The 18154-nt window shown below is 49.7% G+C and carries 9 protein-coding genes; 4 read left to right on the forward strand and 5 right to left on the reverse strand.

The features are described 5' to 3' along the window. Positions 1-133 precede the first annotated feature (133 nt). Positions 134-505 (forward strand): P-loop NTPase family protein, encoded by a 372-nt coding sequence (locus tag ACFRAM_RS26290; protein WP_379469760.1) that lies wholly within the window; start codon positions 134-136, stop codon positions 503-505. Positions 506-1695: 1190 nt separating this feature from the next. Here the strand turns inward: ACFRAM_RS26290 and ACFRAM_RS26295 are convergent. Further along, positions 1696-3984, reverse strand: coding sequence for a glycoside hydrolase family 65 protein (locus tag ACFRAM_RS26295; RefSeq protein WP_379469762.1), 2289 nt, complete (start codon positions 3982-3984; stop codon positions 1696-1698). 111 nt (positions 3985-4095) lie between these two features. On the opposite strand from ACFRAM_RS26295, the gene ACFRAM_RS26300 reads away from it, so the two are divergent. Next, positions 4096-4860: a helix-turn-helix transcriptional regulator gene (locus ACFRAM_RS26300; protein ID WP_379469764.1), complete on the forward strand. Its 765-nt coding sequence runs from the start codon at positions 4096-4098 to the stop codon at positions 4858-4860. A gap of 263 nt (positions 4861-5123) precedes the next feature. Continuing rightward, positions 5124-14450, forward strand: a complete 9327-nt coding sequence (locus ACFRAM_RS26305) for a hemoblobin-interacting domain-containing protein (protein ID WP_379469766.1) — start codon at positions 5124-5126, stop codon at positions 14448-14450. A 211-nt stretch (positions 14451-14661) separates the two neighbouring features. Here ACFRAM_RS26305 and ACFRAM_RS26310 read toward each other — a convergent pair whose 3' ends face one another. The 4 genes from ACFRAM_RS26310 to ACFRAM_RS26325 form a co-directional block, all read right to left on the reverse strand. After that, entirely contained in the window at positions 14662-14970 is a 309-nt protein-coding gene (locus tag ACFRAM_RS26310; protein ID WP_379469768.1) for a hypothetical protein, read from the reverse strand. After that, positions 14970-15623, reverse strand: a complete 654-nt coding sequence (locus tag ACFRAM_RS26315) for a hypothetical protein (RefSeq protein ID WP_379469770.1) — start codon at positions 15621-15623, stop codon at positions 14970-14972. Before ACFRAM_RS26315 ends, ACFRAM_RS26310 begins: the two co-directional genes overlap by 1 nt. A gap of 183 nt (positions 15624-15806) precedes the next feature. Then, positions 15807-16226: a MarR family winged helix-turn-helix transcriptional regulator gene (locus ACFRAM_RS26320; RefSeq protein ID WP_379469772.1), complete on the reverse strand. Its 420-nt coding sequence runs from the start codon at positions 16224-16226 to the stop codon at positions 15807-15809. Positions 16227-16306: 80 nt separating this feature from the next. Continuing rightward, on the reverse strand, positions 16307-17203 hold the full coding sequence (locus tag ACFRAM_RS26325) for a LysR family transcriptional regulator (RefSeq protein WP_379469774.1): 897 nt from the start codon (positions 17201-17203) through the stop codon (positions 16307-16309). A gap of 138 nt (positions 17204-17341) precedes the next feature. On the opposite strand from ACFRAM_RS26325, the gene ACFRAM_RS26330 reads away from it, so the two are divergent. Continuing rightward, a complete protein-coding gene (locus ACFRAM_RS26330) occupies positions 17342-18013 on the forward strand; it encodes an O-methyltransferase (RefSeq protein WP_379469776.1) in 672 nt (223 codons plus the stop codon). The last annotated feature ends 141 nt before the right edge of the window (positions 18014-18154 follow it).

The following is an 18154-nucleotide window of genomic DNA, read 5'->3' on the forward strand; positions in this document are numbered from 1 at the left end:
CATAAAAATCCATATTATTGGCGGTTCAGGAAGCGGGAAATCGTATATAGCTGCGCTATTAAGTCAAAAGCTCCATATTCCACATTATGATTTGGATGATTTGTTTTGGGATAACGAATCCGCAGAGTATGGGGTGAAAGCTCCAGAGGCTGAACGAGATCATAGGCTAAGAGAAATCGTCAGCCAGGAGGCATGGATTATTGAGGGTGTTTACAGATCATGGGTAGAGCCAAGTTTGTCTGCTGCAGACCAGATCATAGTTCTGATGCCTCCCTTGTCTGTTCAAGAAGCGAGAATCTGGAATAGATATGAAGAGCGGATTTCAGGCGCTGTTTTTGGTAAACAACGTGAGACTCTACAAGATGTTCAAAGGCTTACGGAGTGGAACAGAGAATACAATCTGAAGAAGCTGCCTCACTTTATTGCTCAGTCTAATTATAGGGATAAGATCATTCAGGTGAATGATAATCTAGAATTAATCGAGCAGTACTGTAAAAGAGAGTAGGGTAGTAATCCAAAGTGAAGGTTGCAAAACAACCTGTTCCACTGGCTCTGAAGTACCTTTAAGGGTGTCTGTATCTTAGGGGCTATTCGAAAGTGAACGGTCCCTTCAAGTAGATAGTATGCAACAAAAATCCATGAAACGGCATTGATCTTAAACGGAGAGCTCTCCTTACGGTACAGGTGCAACACCAGCAAAGGCAAAGAGGGCTTTTTCATGCTATTTAGAACACATTAAAAAAACAAAACATAGCCAAGCGATAAGAGAGCTTATATAAGAAGGTAGGATCGAAGAGTAATTAACGGCATTTTCGTACCTTAAATCCTCTGCAGCTAAGGGTTATTGGAGATTAAGTGCAATATTGTACCTTAAATCTTCCAGAATACCTCGTCCAGCGTGCTTTTTCGAAAAATAAGATACAATAATACCCTTATTCACTTAATTTACCTATAATGATGAAAAATAAGGTGCAAAAATGCCGTTAGTTGGGAGGTGCCTCCTCGTTTTCATTGTTAAGACGACTGGTGAAGGGGAATATACCGCTTCTAGTAGTTGAAATCTGTCGACAATCTGACAATCTATGTGCTGGTGCTAGCTTTCCTATGGAAACCTTTCAAGCGAGCGCTTTGTGCCTACAAGTCTAACCCTACCCGTTCACTCATCTTCGCTTGTTATTAATTTCTTTTGTTCGTCTTATATAGTTAAAAATATGATGCGGTGGTTGATTTAGCTGGAAAATATACCGTTAACTCTGTCTCTTTAAGTATTTTTCTCGTATTAAAGGGAAATTTTCCAGTTAATTTTTCCATTTCGGTGAAAATAGAGGCCAATCCAAGTGAATAACAGGAGTTTTTCCAGTTATTTTTGCGAAATGTGCGATTTCTGAACAATTAACTGTAGTATTTCCAGTTATTCAGTGACTATAGGATTTCCCCCCGGCCTTCAATCGCTTCTACACGCCTGAAGGCCGGGCGGTTATCGCTTGCTCATCATTTGTTCAAGAGTGCGATCATGGACGAAAAATAAGAAATGGCGGGTTCAGGAATACTCCTGAGCACCGCCATTTTCTGTTTTTTTGCATGATTTTTCAACAGGTGGGGCCATAACAAGGCTCATGCCTTGTTATGGGACAGCCCCTTAAGCTGTATGCTGCTGCCTAGACTGGCAGAGCGGAGGAATGACTGAGATGGTTATTAACCTTTCAATGGTTGAACCACCGGCTTCGAGCTGTCCAGCTCTACGGACTGTCCGTACAGATTCAGCGACAGCGCTTCGCCTTCGAGCAGTTCCAACTCCACGTTTCCGGTGGTGATGGTTACCGCAATCAGACGTCCGCGGAAGGTCAGGCGGAATGCGTATTTTTCCCATCCGGACGGGATGGAAGGCGCAAGCGACAATCCGCTTTCTTTTAAGCGGGTGCCGGCAAAGCCATAGACTATCGCCATCCAGGTGCCGCCCATGTTGGCCAGATGCAGACCGTCTTTGGTATTGCCGTGTGTATTGTCGAGATCCAGACGGGCAGTCTCGATGAAATACTCATAGGCTTTCTCGTGATAGCCGATCTTGGAGGCCATGATGCTGAAAATACAGGATGACAACGAGGAATCATGGGTTGTGATTTTCTCGTAGTAATCATAAGAACGACGGATCGTTTCGTCGCTTTGCTCATCTTCCAGTAAGAAGTGGGCTAACACGGTATCGGCCTGCTTGCACACTTGGTAGCGATACAGTGTGAGCGGATGGTAGTGCAGCAGCAGAGGATGCTTCTCTTTTGGAGTATTTTCGAAGTCCCAAACAGCTTTACGCAAGAAAGTGTCGTCCTGCGGGTTGATCCCCAGCTTCTCATCGAACGGCAGCAGCATGGCTTCGGCAGCTTGACTCCATTCTGCAACTTCTTCAGCTGTCACGCCAAGGCGCTCAGTTAGTGCGCGGAAGCCTTGCTCGTCGTACGATTTCAGGGTCTCGAAGCTGGTAGCCGCCCATTTCAGGTTATGCTTAGCCATCACGTTCGTGTAATAGTTGTTGTTCACGAGGCAAGTGTATTCATCCGGTCCAGTAACTTCGTCAAGGTGGAATTTGCCTTCATGGTAATGGCCAATTTCCATCCACAAGCGGGCGGTTTCGAACAATACTTCAGCGCCGTATTCCAGCAGGAAGGCGTTATCCTGTTCAGCCAGATAATACTGAATGTAGCTATAGGCAACATCGGCACTGATATGATATTGAGCGGTACCGGACGGGAAGAACGACGAGCATTCCGTGCCGGAAATCGTCCGCCACGGGAACAATGCGCCCTTGGAGTGTCCCATTTCCTTAGCACGATCACGAGCTTGCTCCAGCTTAGAATAACGGTATAGCAGCAGTTGACGAGCCAGGTCAGGAGAGGTCATTAGGAAGACAGGCAACATGTAGATTTCCGTATCCCAGAAATAGTGGCCCTCGTATCCTTCACCGGATAGACCTTTGGCAGAAATATTGCTGTGCGGATCGCGTCCCGCGGATTGCAGAAGCTGATACAGGTTGAAACGAATACCCTCCTGAAGCTGGGTGTCGTTCTCAATCACAATATCAGAAGTCTTCCAGAAGTCTTGCAGATATTGATGCTGTTGTTCCAGCAAATTCGTAAACGTGAGAGCTTTAAGGCCTTCTTGCAGAGCAATTCCGGTCTCAACAAGAGCGTCCGAATGACGAAGCGTATCGGTATATACATTCCATTTGGTCAGTTGCAGTGGACCCGTGAGCTGAGCCGTGGCTGTTATTTCGCCTGCCAGATCGTTGCTCTGTGCCTTAACTGTCCAAGCCCCGTCCCATTCGTGCCGGGTAACGCAGGCAGTGCGCAGACCAGAAGTCATAGTGGCGTTCTCGACATGCACATACTCACCCTGAATACCGCAGCCGACTACAGACAACCGTTTGCTGTGTCCGGCAGCGACCCGCGGATCATTAGGGTTACTGTAATTGCTGACATCCCCGTTTACTCGGGATACAATCTTGATTGCCCCTGTAAAGTTTACTGGTTCCAGCGTGAGGTTAATCGCGAACAGTTCCTTGTGCGTGAAGGAGACCAGTCTGCGGAAATGAAGCTTCAGTTCTTTGCCGGAAGGTGTTCTGAAGTGGACTTTGCGCTCTGAATAGCCTTTGTCCATATGCAGGCTGCGCTCATAACTCACAATGCTGCCTTCGGTCAGTGAGAAAGCTTCTTCCTCGTCACCGATATATATGTTGATGCCCTGTGCATCGATAATGTTCACCAGCTTCTGCTGCGTGCCCGGGAAAGCGTACAGCTTCTCGCCATATGGAATGTCAATAACATCATGGAAGGCGTTCAGGTATGTGCCACGAATGCTCTGAATTCCAGTGTCGGCATACCCTTCCTCAAAATTCCCGCGAACCCCCAGATACCCGTTGCCCAGCGCGAAAATACTTTCTAAATTAAGCAGTGTCTCTGCGGTTAATCCCTGATTGGAAATGTTCCAGCTCATGCTTTTTAAGTCCTCCCTTGGTGGTTATGGATTGAATTTTAAGGCGGGAAAGTTTAAGATTATACTAATATATTTAACTTTTTATCAAAATTTTAAGGTGGGGGTAGAAGTATGACAAGACAGGAGAAAGCAACCCCTTTGCCGTCCTATTTATCCACCCGTTCCGAGAACCTAAACCAAGGTTTTGTTCATCCTCCGCTGGATTATGAGCATGAGCTGCTGGAAGCTATCCGTGTAGGGAATGAGAACGGGGCCCTGGAGGCACTGCGAAAAATTAATGCGCTGGAAGCGGCCAAGCTGGCCCGTTATCCGCTGCGTTCGAAGAAGAATGCCATGATCGCTTCATGTACGTTGTTCACGAGAGCGATTATCCGTGGTGGTGTGGACCCGGAGACCGCTTTTCAATTAAGTGATACGCTAATCCGCGACATTGAGATGGCAACGGAAATCGAATGGCTGCTGCGTTTTGAATACGAGATGGTATTGCAGTTTATTGCCGTTATGAAAAGAGAAAAAGAGACCCTTCACTATTCCCATATTGTGAATCTGTCCGTGTATTTCATCCGTGAGCATCTGTTTCAGGACCTGACTCTAGGGATGATCGCTCGTCATGTGAATGTGCACCCAAGCTACTTGTCAGACCGCTTCAAGCGGGAGACAGGGATGGGGATCACGGAGTTTATCAACCGTCGTAAGATCGAAGAGTCCAAGTCCATTTTAGCCCACAGCAATCAGTCAATTTCCGAGATCTCATTCATGTTCAAATTCTGTAGCCAAAGCTATTATACCCAGCTGTTCCGGAAGTACACCGGCATGACCCCCAAGGCATTCCGCAGAAGCGGGGAATTCCACAAGCTGCATGGGGATCATAAGTAAGAGATGAACCTGCCTGCCTTCTCCTATAATAGGGGACTGCAGGTTTTTTGCAGATATAAATGCTTAAAACCGTTAATATTGTATAGCTTTCGTTATTTTGTGTAATGGAATCCTATGGCAGTATACGCTAGCATAGAATTATTCAGCCGCTTGGATCGGGCGCAGCAGTGCGAGACGACAGCGCGGAGGAAAGAATCTGTGCAGTCCAGTTTAGAAGACATTGAAAGCGGTATCATTCAAAGACAAAAGGAGGCTTACAGGAATTGCGTAAAAAAGGGATCTCACTGGTGTTATGTTTCCTGATGGTTTTCAGCAATCTTCCGGCTGCTTTTGCGGCCAAAAACGAAACCGCTTCCGTAGCTCATTGGGCCGAAGGAACGCTGGCTTCATGGGTAGAAAAAGGGTTGATTCATGGATACCCGGATGGCACCCTGCGACCGGATGAAGCTTTAACCCGGGCAGAGGCTGCGTCGCTCGTCAACAAGCTGTTTGGTTTTAAGGTTTCTTCGTCCGGGAGCTTTAGTGATGTGAAAGACAATGCCTGGTATGCGGATACGGTATCCGCAGCCAAAGCGGCAGGCTATATCACAGGTTATCCGGACGGAAGCTTCAAGCCGGAGCAGAAGGTGAACCGGGAGCAATTTGCCCGGATGCTGGCTGGAGTATTTAAGCTTCCACACAGCGGCGATTCTGTATTGGCCGGATTTGGAGATGGCACAGCAGTTAGCGCTTATGCACGCGAAGCCGTGAGTGGACTCCTAGCCGGTGGTTATGTAAGCGGATACGGTGATCATACACTGCGGCCTCAGAATGTTATTACCCGTGCTGAGGCTGTGACGCTGCTGGACCGCTTGGCGGGTCAGATCGTTAATAAGCAGAATGCCAAGGTACCCGGAATCAAGAGCTCTGGGAATGTAGTGGTAAATGTGCCGGGTGTGACTCTAACCGGAGCCGACATCGCCGGGGATCTGTATGTAGCTCCTGGCGTAGGGGAAGGCGATCTGATCCTGGAACATTCCACTGTTAAGGGCAGTGTGCATATTAATGGTGGAGGGCAGTTCAGTGTCTATCTGAAGGATTCCAAGCTCGGGAAAGTATCCATCGAGAAAAAGAGTCCTGTACGCGTTGTTATTTCCGAAGGCAGCCAGGTAGAGGACGTAGACATTCTTACGCCTGGCAATCGACTTGAAGTAGGGCAAGACGCCGTCATCCAGTCACTAAATATTGCTGCTGATGCGGCTAACAACGAGATCGATGCAGAAGGCACGATCCTGGAGATCAGGAATGCCGCGCAAGCGGTTACCCTTAATAATACTGCGCTGCCAACTGAGAGCAGCGTAAAAGTGGAGAAAGGCGTGTTAGGAGCAGCAGCCCAGAGCAGTAGCGCTCCTTCGCAGCCTCCTGTTATTCACGGCAATGTCGTACCGAGTACGTCGCCGACAAGCCAACCGATCTCGGGACCGGTAAGTACGCCGGCACCGTCCCCGACAAGTCAGCCGACGACGGCGCCGACAAGTCAGCCGACGGCAGCGCCGACAAGTCAACCGACGACAGCGCCGACAAGTCAACCGACGACAGCGCCGACAAGTCAACCGACGACAGCGCCAACAAGTCAGCCGACGACAGCACCGACAAGTCAGCCGACGACAGCACCGACAAGTCAGCCGACGACAGCACCGACAAGTCAGCCGACGGCAGCGCCAACAAGTCAGCCGACGGCAACACCGACAAGTCAGCCGACGACGGCGCCAACAAGTCAGCCGACGACGGCGCCAACAAGTCAGCCGACGACGGAGCCACCTGTACTGGCACCGGATACGACGTTTAATTTCGTAAACCAAACTATTGAATTGAGCTTTGCAGATTCAGCGGCATGGCGTAGTGCGATCAGCGGAATCACTGTTAATGGCGTGTCCCTGGATGCCGGACACTACAAAGTAGGAGCAGGCAGCATCGCATTTAAGGCCGATACCTTTAGTGTTGGGGAGAACAGGATTGTTGTATCAGCCGCCGGATACAGCGACAGCAGCGTTGTGCAGGAAGTGTTGAAGAATCCTTCCGAGGAGAAGGATTGGACACTCGCCTGGAGTGACGAATTTGACGGCAAGGGTAACAATCTGGATACCAACGGAGTGAATCTGGATAAATGGGCATACCAGCTTGGCACAGGTTCGCAATATGGGTTGACGGATTGGGGCAATAACGAGCAGCAATATTATCGTAAAGAGAATGTCAAAGTAACAGATGGCAAGCTGGTAATTCAGGCCAAGAAGGAAAGCTTCGAGGGCAAGCCCTATACTTCAGCCAGACTGTATACTGAGCCCACCTTCAATAAAACTTATGGCAAATTTGAAGCCAGAATCAAGCTTCCGAAAGGTCAAGGTCTGTGGCCGGCATTCTGGATGGTACCGACCGAGAGCAAATACGGGACGTGGGCTTCCTCCGGTGAGCTGGATATCATGGAAGTGAGAGGACGCCTGCCGGGCGAGGTTGACGGTACGATCCACTTCGGTGAGGGCTGGCCGAACAACCGCGCAACAGGAACCGCCTATCATTTTGCCGAAGGAACCGATATCACGGATTTCCACACGTATTCCGTTGAATGGGAGCCGGGTGAGATTCGTTGGTATGTGGACGGGGAGATCTACCAGATCCTCAACAATTGGGATAGCTGGGGCAAGAATATGCCAGCCAAATACGCCTTCCCAGCCCCGTTTGATCAGGATTTCTATATGATTATGAACCTCGCTGTAGGTGGAACATATGACGGCAATCGGGAGCCGGATGCTTCTCAGCTTCCTGCGGAAATGGTAGTCGATTATGTTCGCGCGTACGATTTGACCGGAAGACCGTATAAGACTCCGGTTGAACCGAGCGTTGCCCTGGAGCCGCTGCCGGAAGGTACGAAGTCTGCTATAAATGGAAGCTACGTGTATGACCCCGGTTATGAGCAAGGGTTTACGAATGTACCGGATTCTTCGGTAGAACTGGATACCCGGTATTGGAATTTCGTCCATATGGATACCTTTGGTGGTGACGGTGCCATAAGCGCCGATACTGTAAATGGCAGCAAGTTTGCCAAGATCGAGATTTCTAAACCTGGTAATGCTGTGCATGCAGTTCAGCTCATTCAGAATGTCACCCTGGGCAAAGGAAGATGGTATAAGCTGAGTTTTGATGCCAAAGCCGCTTCCAGCCGTTCTCTGAGCGCCAAGCTTAGCGGTGGGGCAGATAGGGGCTGGAGCAGTTACTCCAGAGTGCTGGAGGCTCAGTTAGGCACAGAAGTACAGCCTTATGAGATGACTTTCCAGATGGATAAGGATTCAGATCCGTTAGCGAGATTGGAATTGAATATGGGCCTCAGCCCATCCACAGTCTGGATCGGCAATGTGAAGCTGGTGGAGACAGAAGCACCTGAAGCCTACCCTGATCAGGCTAAAGAGCCACTGGCCGATGGCAACCATGTATACAACGGTTCTTTTGATCTGGGACGTATGGATCGCATGACTTACTGGCATTTCAATGCTGATCAGGCCGTAGCATCCGCATCGGTAGATCCTGAAGCCCGTGAGTTGTCTGTAGCTATCAAGGGTGGTGGCGATAAACCGGAAGCGGTTACACTGAGCCAACCGGGTATAAATCTCGTGGCAGAGAACAAGTACCAGCTCACGTTCAAAGGAAGAGCGGATGTGCCGCATGAGATTCAGGTGGCTGTTCGCAGTAAAGATGGATTGAGAAGTTACTTGGAAGCTGAGAAGGTCTCTCTGACAGAGACGATGGCAGAGAAGACAGTAACCTTCGACATGCCGGAAGTCACCGATCCTGAAGGACAGTTGATTTTCCTGCTCGGCGGCAATAGCGGCAATCTTGTGTTGGATGATATCTCTTTGCTACGCCTGACCAATAACAACATGGGCGAACTGCCGCTGGAAGAGCAATTCCCGCTTAAAAACGGCGATTTCTCCAATGGTACAGCGAGCTGGAACGAGCATGTGCAAGGACGTTATGACGGTTGGGATAAGGTCACGAAGTTCTCCGTGGAAGGTGGAGAATTGAAATTCCATATCGCGGGCCAAGGCAATAACCCTTGGGATGTCATGCTGATGCAGAATGATTTCCCGCTGCGCAAAGGCAACACCTATACCGTCTCGGTTGATGCAAGATCAACCAAGAGCCGGGACGTTGAAATCGTGGTTGACGCAGCTAATGAGCGCTATATCAATCAGAAGGTGCGGCTGACACCGGAAAAGCAGACCTTTACTTATGAACTTCCGGTTACGGCAAATTTGATAGCTTCCTTCAAAATGCTGCTAGGGAAGGTAGAGGGGCTGGCTGTCTCTGGAGATCATGATGTCTTCGTCGACAATGTTCGGGTGGAGCTAAAAGGGGCACGGGCCAAGGCTTTCCTGCTGAAAAACGGCGAATTCACCGATGGATTGATCGGATGGGATACCCATTGGCAGGGCAAGTATGATCCTGGCACCTCAGAGGCCGACTTTGACGGCAGTGGGCATGCAGCCCAAATCACCGTTGATAAGACGGGCGCTAATCCATGGGACATTATGCTGATGCAGGGTGACAAACCTCTCGAGAAAGGCAAAACCTACGTGTTGTCCTTCTTCGCGAGATCGACACTGCCGCGGAGTATTGAAGCAGTAGTCGAAAGTACAGACAACGTCCGTTTTCTGAATGAAAAGGTGGCATTAGATGCATCGACTCAGCATTATACCCTGGAGTTCACAATGAAGGGCAACAGTATTGGAGCCCTCAAGTTCCTTCTTGGAAAAGTAAATGGAGAAGAACTTGCAGCTCATAAAATCTTTTTGGATACGATTACCCTGGAGGTCAAAGGAGCGAAGGCCGCAACGGGGGAGAAAGCACAGGAAGGTAATGATATTTCCTTGCCTAAAGGACCTGTGCTGTCCCCGGATGCATCAGCCAATCAGCCGGGAGCACCGATTCAGCTTACTTTTGCTGATCTACCTGCCTGGAGAACGGCCGTCACCGAGGTGTTGGTGAACAACGTCAGTCTGCCGGATTCCGCGTACTCGTTGACAGCAGGAGTGTTGACACTGAATGCCAGTGTCTTCGAGCACACAGGGGAATACACAGTGACTGTTAAGGCGGCAGGTTTTGAGCCTGTGTCCGTGACCCAAAGTATTGTGGGAGAAAGTGAGTGGAGCCTGGTCTGGAATGATGAATTTTCCGGCACGGGTACGCAGCTGGATACCAACGGCGTGGATTTGAGCAAATGGGCATACCAGAACGGAACCGGCCAAGAGTTCGGACTCGACGGCTGGGGTAACAATGAGAAGCAGTATTATCAAAGGGACAACATTAAGGTGAAGGATGGTCATTTGGTCATCGAGGCGAAGGAGCAGAATGTTGGCGGTAAGCCTTACACCTCGGGCCGGCTATGGACCAATCCTACTTTCACCAAAGCTTATGGGAAATTCGAGGCCCGGATCAAGCTGCCGGAAGGCCAGGGACTGTGGCCGGCGTTCTGGATGATGCCAAAGGATCAGGCGTACGGCACTTGGGCGGCTTCCGGTGAGATTGATATTATGGAAGCGCGCGGCCGAGTTCCTAATGTCGTGGACGGCACTCTCCACTATGGAAAGAGTAGTCCCAACAACAAGGCCAGCGGGGGACATTATACTTTCCCTGAGGGGGAATCCTTTACGGATTTTCACACCTATGCGGTTGAATGGGAGCCGGGAGAAATCCGCTGGTACGTGGATGGCGTCCTTTTCTTCAAGGAAAGTAACTGGTACAGCTGGAGCACAGGACAACCGGAGAAAAATGCTTATCCGGCACCGTTCGACGAGCCATATTACATGATTCTCAATTTGGCTGTTGGAGGCAACTATGACGGTGGTTTGGAACCGCCTGCCTCGAAGCTGCCTGCACAAATGCTAGTGGACTATGTCCGTGTCTATGAGCTGACAGGACGTGAATACAAGACACCGGTGGAGCCTGAGCTGGTCAAGGAGCCAATTCCGGAGAATGCCAAGAAAGCAATTAACGGAAACTATGTATACGATACTGCCTACGAGAAGGGATTCAAGGCGATTACACCTGACGATACTCTTGATCCTTTATATTGGAACGCGGTGACCGGAACAGGAGGGGCGGCAACTGCAAGTGTCGAGACCATCGATGGGACACCTTACGCGAAGATGAACATCACCGCCGGGGGCAACAACGATTATTCGGTACAGCTGATACAGAAGGTCTCTTTGGTCTCCGGCCACTATTACAAAGTGAGCTTCGATGCAAAGGCCGGCGCAGCCCGGAACCTGAACGTCAAGCTGTCCGGTGGAGCGGATAGAGCATGGGCGGCCTACTCGGATGTGTTCTCTGCGGCGCTGAAGGGGCAGCTGGAGAACTACAGCTTTATTTTCCAAATGACGGAGAATACGGATCTTGGGGCGCGCTTGGAATTCAACATGGGGCAAAGCACCCTTCCGGTATGGATTGGCAACGTCAAGGTGGAAGAGACAGAAATGCTGGTTGATCTGAATGCGCCTAAGGCGCCATTGGACAACGGAGATCATGTCTATAATGGCGGCTTCGAGCTTGGAACGATGGACCGGATGATTTTCTGGAATTTTGCAGCGAAGAATGACGCTTCTGCTGAGGCGTCGGTAGATCCTGCTACTAAAGAACTGGCGGTTTCGATCAGTAAACCGGGTTCGGGGCCAGATGATATCCAGCTCACGCAGAAGGGGATCAATCTGTTGCAGCGGGATAGCTATAAGCTGACCTTTGATGCCAAATCAGCAGCGGATAGAAGCTTGAAGACCTCACTGCTTAGTAAGGATAGCGGTACGGTCTATGCTGAACAGAGCTATACACTAACACCGGATATGAAGACTTACACGCTGGAATTCACGATGACTGCTGGAACAACGGATATAGAAGCGATACTGGCCTTTGGTCTTGGCGGGGAGCTGGGAAATATCACCCTCGACAATGTCCGGCTCATCCGTACGACCAATAATAATGTGGATTACTCGGGCGTGAAGCTGTTCCCGCTGGTCAACGGTGATTTCGCGCTCGGTCTGGAAGGCTGGGAGCCATTCGTTCAAGGCGGCGCAGCAACGTTCTCTGGTGAAGGTGGCAAGGCCAAGATCACAGTATCCAATCCCGGAGGCGAAGCCTGGAATGTAATGCTGAACCAATCCGGCTTGCCGCTGTCGAAGGGTTTCGAATATGTACTGTCCTTTGATGCCAGCTCCACGGTTGCACGTAATATAGAGGTATCGCTGGAGAATGCGGGCTACACCCGGCGTTTTGAGACCGGACCGATTGATCTGACTCCGGATACGAAGCATTTTGCGTATACCTTCAGAGCTGGATCAGATGATTTGGTTGCGTTGAAGTTCATTCTGGGCAAGACCTCGTCCAGCCCGTCTGCTATTCATGATATTGAGATTAGTAACGTTGAGTTCGAGATCAAGGACGCACCAGTCAAACGTCCACCGACACTGGTACCGAGCCGGACCGGCAATGTTGTGGGCGCACCGGTGGTGATCACTTATACGGGAACAGAAGCTTGGAACCAGGCTATTCAATCTGTGAAGATTGGAGAGAGCGTCGTTCCGGCAAGCAAGTATACGGCCTCTGGCGAGCGTTTGACGCTGGCAGCGGAGCTTTTTGAAACGGATGGAACTTATACGATTACGGTAGAAGCGAACGGGTACGCTCCAGCTACTGTTAAGCAATCAATATTCAGCAGTGATGGCAACCTCGTTTACAATGGCTCCATGTCTAATGGAAAAGCAAACTGGGATGTCTGGAAGAATGCTGCCGATTGGTCCGACTGGAACGTTGTAGACGGAGTATCCAAGATTGATATTCATTATGATGGCGGCAACCAGAATGAATGGGGCGTTCCATTTAGCTGGTCAACCCAACTAATGCAGGAAGGTATCAAGCTGGAAGGCGGAAAGGCTTATGAACTTAGCTTCAAAGCATGGTCTACGCTAGATCGTCCAGTTGTCGTTGAACTGAACGGCTATGCAGGTACGAATAAGCTAACTTACAACATTAACGGTGATCGTGAAGCAGTGTATAAGGCTGCGATTACTCCAGGTAATGCAACGACGCTGAAGCTGATTTATCTGCTAGGTAATGTGGATGGTACGACCAATGGCAAGGAGCATAGTATTTTTATCGACGATGTAGCGATTAGGGAAGTGAAGGCTTCGCCTGTACTCGCGGAAAATACAACAGATAACAAAGTGGGTAGTCCCATTACACTCCGTTTTGCGGACAACGCGGTATGGCGGGAGGCCATCCAAGGGGTGAAGATCAATAATGTTGTTGTCGCCAAGGATCAATACACAGTTAGTGCCGGGGCAATAGTGCTGAATGCTGGATTATTCCCTAGCGCGGGCAGCTATACAATTACAGTCTCGGCTACTAGTTATGCTGATGCCACTGTAGTGCAGAAAATCAAGACTGGCGCAGAGAATTTGGCACTTCATAAACAAGCCACAGCCTCCAGTGCGAAGCAGCCGGCAAGTAATGCTTTTGACGGCAATGCGCAGTCCCGCTGGGAGTCGGATGCTACGGACCCGCAATGGATCGCCGTTGATCTTGGCGCTATCTCCAAACTGGAGAGCATTGTGCTGAGCTGGGAAGGTGCGTTCGGCAAGGCATACCGGATTCAAACTTCTACGGCGGCGGTTCCCGGTGAAGGGGACTGGAAAGAGGTATACACCAAGGAGAACGGTCTCGGAGGTCTGGAAGAAATCACATTGAACGGTGCGGAAGCGCGTCATGTCAGACTGTATGGAATTACACGCGGGACGCCGTATGGGTATTCATTATGGGAATTTGAAGTGTTTGGCACCCGTGATGGAAGCGGAGAACCAGAAGGGCCGGAAGGCCCCGGTCAGCCGGAATTGAAGACGGCCCCGGTTCTGACGGCGGATTCCTTGGGCAATGTTGTCGGTCAGCACATTACGGTGAGTTTTGCAGACAATGTTACTTGGCGGGAGGCCATCTCATCGGTGAAAGTAGATGGTGTCACTCTGACTCAAGGGTACACGATTGCAGCAGGCACCCTTTCATTTGAGCCTACGGTATTTACCCAGGCCAAGGATTATACGATTAAAGTATCAGCGGCGGGTTATGCCGATACAACTGTCGTTCAGACGCTCAAGGCAGCGCCTTCGACTGCCGTGAACGTGGCGCTTCACAAAACGGCGAGCTCATCTGCAGCGCTTACTCCGGCAGCTTTGGCTTTTGACGGTGACCCTGGTACCCGCTGGGAATCGGAGCACTCTGAAGATCACTGGATCGCCGTGGATCTAGGGGCAATCTATCTTCTGAACGGGATTGAACTGAACTGGGAAGGGGCATACGCCAAAGGCTACCGGATTGAAGTCTCTACCGCGGCGGAGCCGGGGGATGGAGACTGGCAAACCGTGTTCTCTAAGGACAACGGAGTTGGCGGATTGGAGAAACTTCCGCTTCAGGATGTTCAGGCTCGGCATGTACGCTTGGTCGGTACGGAACGTGGTCTGCCTTACGGATATTCGTTATGGGAATTTGGAGTGTATGGTGTTCCACAGTCCTAGTGCTCTCTGCTACAGACTGTTTAGTTGAGTAAGTAGTATCTTTTTATAGAAGAAGGCCAATCAGCGATTTTGCTGGTTGGCCTTTTTTACAGCTAAATAAAACGTACTGAAAAGATATAAGAGATAAGAAATGGAGGGGGAATTTGGAACTGTAGAGTCGGTAGTGTCTGGCTGAAGGTGTTCCTAGTTAGGCCGCTGAGAGATCCTAAGCTCAGGATTTAATAAACTGTAGGGACTTTTTCAAGAAACGCCGAGTGTAATAGGAAGACAAGACCAGCAGAAAAGCGAGTAGCAAGCCCGCTGGAAAGCCGAGGATTCCAGGCAAGGCATACCCCGGGGAGATGTTCATAGCGATACCGTTCCAGCCGAAAAGCCCCAGCAGGGCAGCGATCAGAGAGATTGCTGCACATATTAGGCTCCCCACCGTCCAAACACTGAGGATGGGAACACAGAAGAGGATTAGGAAACTTTTAATCGTAAGTTTAAATAGGTTAGCTTTGGAATAGGTACTGCTGTTCATCACGTTGCCTCCCTGTCAGGTAGGAATACCACTTTTTTAACTTTTGATTTAGAATCTACCGTCAGACTTTTACTGTAATGGAGTTCTTGAATAATACAGCCCGGCCCAATGGTGACATCCTCGCCGCAGACCAGATTAGCAGTGGTCCGTTCCAGCTTGATCGTGGTTCCTGTAATGGTACAGCAGTTCATTTTACGCAAGGGCCCCATCAGGAAGCTGAAGGGGGTGGAAGATAGAAGAACCGATATTTCTCCGCCTGCGCTCATCTCATCAATGGAACACGCATTTCCCAGACGGATTTCGATGGAGTTTCTGGCTGTCAACCTCTTCATCCGCACAGCACCATCGGCATAAAAAGATCCCGTCGTCGTCCCCTGCGTTGCAGACAAATAACCGGATGAATGAATCTCATCAGCTTGAAGACTACTGACTCGTAAACTTCCGAGATTCTTGACTTGACGTGCAACACAGGCATTAGCAACAGAGCACTCGCCGGAGACCTTCAACCTTGCTGTTGTAATGCTCCCCCGGGCAGTCAGGGCTCCCAGCACTTCCACCGAGGTAGCCACAATATCGTCCCTTCGTAAGAGTGAGCCTTTCACCTTTAGCGGAAGCTGACTAAATGCAGGTTCAGACGGCATGTCATCGTGCATCGTACAGTTCACCACCTCAACAGTAATTTATTTGAATGATTAAAATATATAACAATTATAATATATATTCAATATAACATTATTTTGACCGTGGGCATGCCAAAAAGCACTGCATTGTGACTTAAAGCCACACAGAGCAGTGCTTTGCTTGTAATGAACATCGATCTATGGGGCTCAGAGAAGTTAATCTACAATGTCATTCATTAGCTTTTGGACCTTTTGAAGCGTTACGGCGATTCGATCCAGCTCTTCTGTTTCAAACCTGTCAAAAAGCTGCCGGATGCGCTGCTCTCCCTGAGCTGTAATCACAATATGGACCACTCTGCGATCTTCCTTGGTACGGACTCTTTCAATTAGGCCATCGTCTTCCAGCTTATTGCACATGAAGGAAGCTGCTCCAGGTGTAATAACGAATCGTTCTGCTATATCCGTAATATTCAGGCTTCCGGTTAGTTGAAGCTGAAACAGCAGCATGATTTGATTTTGTGTCAGCGACTCCGTTTGGATTATTTTTTCAACAAAAGCCTGGGAACTCCGCTGCACACTGGCCATGGTATCCATAACAGCATGGATGGCCTGGTCCTTGTTTGTTTTTGTACTCATAAGCCCACTCCAATTTGGCAATATTCCTATAATTCCTAAAATATATAGAAGCTATAACTTTGTTGTCAAGCCACTGTAGTCTAAACCTCCGTAGGATATTGCTTGCAGATCTCTATGAACTGCTGAACAATCGCCGATTGCTGTTCATTGCTGCGGGTACAGATCGCCAGATTGTTCGTGAGATGAATGTCCTCCACCCATACCCTTGCAAGCAGCCCGCGCTCTACGTATTCACGAACGACCAGTGAGGAGACAAAGTTCGCCCCATATCCCGCCATCACCGATCGGATCGCCTCGTTGAGACCATTGAATTGCAGCGCCACCTGCGGTGGTTTCAGATCATAGGTCCTGCACAGGGAAAATAACCGCTCCCGCGTAGAACTTCCTTCTTCACGCATGATGAACGGTTCCTTCATCATCTCAGCCAGGGTCACCGAACAATTGGCAAAGGGATGGGAGGGAGACACTACAAACCACAGCTCATCTTCAAAAAGCTCCACCCAGTCCATGTTCTCCGGCCTGCCCTCCAAGCCTCCCCCATAAATGGCAACGTCAGCTTCGTGCCGGTTCAGCTGTTCAAAAGCTTGCCGCGAATTCGTGGTCGTAATGACGACCTCAATCTGGTCATAGCGGGCTTTGAAGCGGGCGGCCCAGCTAGGAATCAGGAAATTCGCCGGAAGATACGTAGCGGCAATGCGGATTTTGCCGATTCGGCCCTGCCGGTAATCCTCAATGAATTCATCAATCTGTTCCTCATACGTAAAAAAGTTTCCGGCCTGCTTCGCCAGCTCCATGCCAAAGGGAGTCAAGGATACGCCTCGCCCGCTCGGCGTGAACAAGGGAAGTCCGAGGTCCTTCTCGAACTTCTTGATCTGACTTGTAACCGCAGGTTGGCTGATTCTGAGTTTGGCGGCCGCCTTCGTCACGCTGCTCGTCTCAGCAACATAGTAGAACAGCCTGAGTGCATGTATATTCATCCTGTCTGCCACTCCTTATATAACCAAAATATATGAATGGGTTAAAAACATATATTAGAATTATGAGTCCTTTCATCATAAGCTGTAATCAGGAACAAGACAAATACTTGAGTCAACGATTATGAGGAGGAATTAACGATGGAAAGAATACAGAGATGGAGCGAAGTGGATAATTATTTTAACAGCAAGCTGTTGCTCGAAGATCACGTGCTTGATGGCGTGCTGGCGGCCAATTCAGGAGCGGGTCTGCCCGCCATTGACGTTGCACCGAACCAGGGCAAACTCCTGCATCTGCTGGCCTGCATGAAGGGAGCGAAGCGTATTCTGGAGATCGGAACGCTGGGCGGTTACAGCACCATCTGGCTGGCTCGGGCGCTACCTGCAGAGGGGAAGCTGGTGTCACTAGAGTTTGAACACTTGCATGTGCAAATAGCGGAGGATAATCTGCGGGCGGCAGGACTGGCTGACAACGTACAGGTTATCGAAGGACCCGCATTGGAATCTCTGGCTGCTTTGGCGGCTCAGGGTGTGGAGCCATTTGACTTTATTTTCATAGATGCCGACAAGCCGAACAATCCTCATTACTTGCAGTGGGCGCTGAAGCTGGCCAGCCCGGGAGCAGTTATCATTGCCGATAATGTGGTTCGTGACGGTGAAGTCGTGAATGGAGACAGCGGGGATGATCGGGTTCAGGGAATTCGCCAGTTCACCGATCTGCTAGCCGCCGAACCGCGAATCGATGCGACTGCGCTACAGACCGTAGGCAGCAAGGGATATGATGGATTTATACTCGGTGTGGTGAAGGGCTAGACGAGTCTCGTAACTAACAAATTAACTCACTAGCAACAAACAAACACAAACACAAACACAAACACAAACACAAACACAAACACAAACACAAACACAAACACAAACACAAACACAAACACAAACACAAACACAAACACAAAC

It is taken from the genome of Paenibacillus sp. NPDC056722 (assembly GCF_042790635.1).
Taxonomy (GTDB): domain Bacteria; phylum Bacillota; class Bacilli; order Paenibacillales; family Paenibacillaceae; genus Paenibacillus_AQ; species Paenibacillus_AQ agri.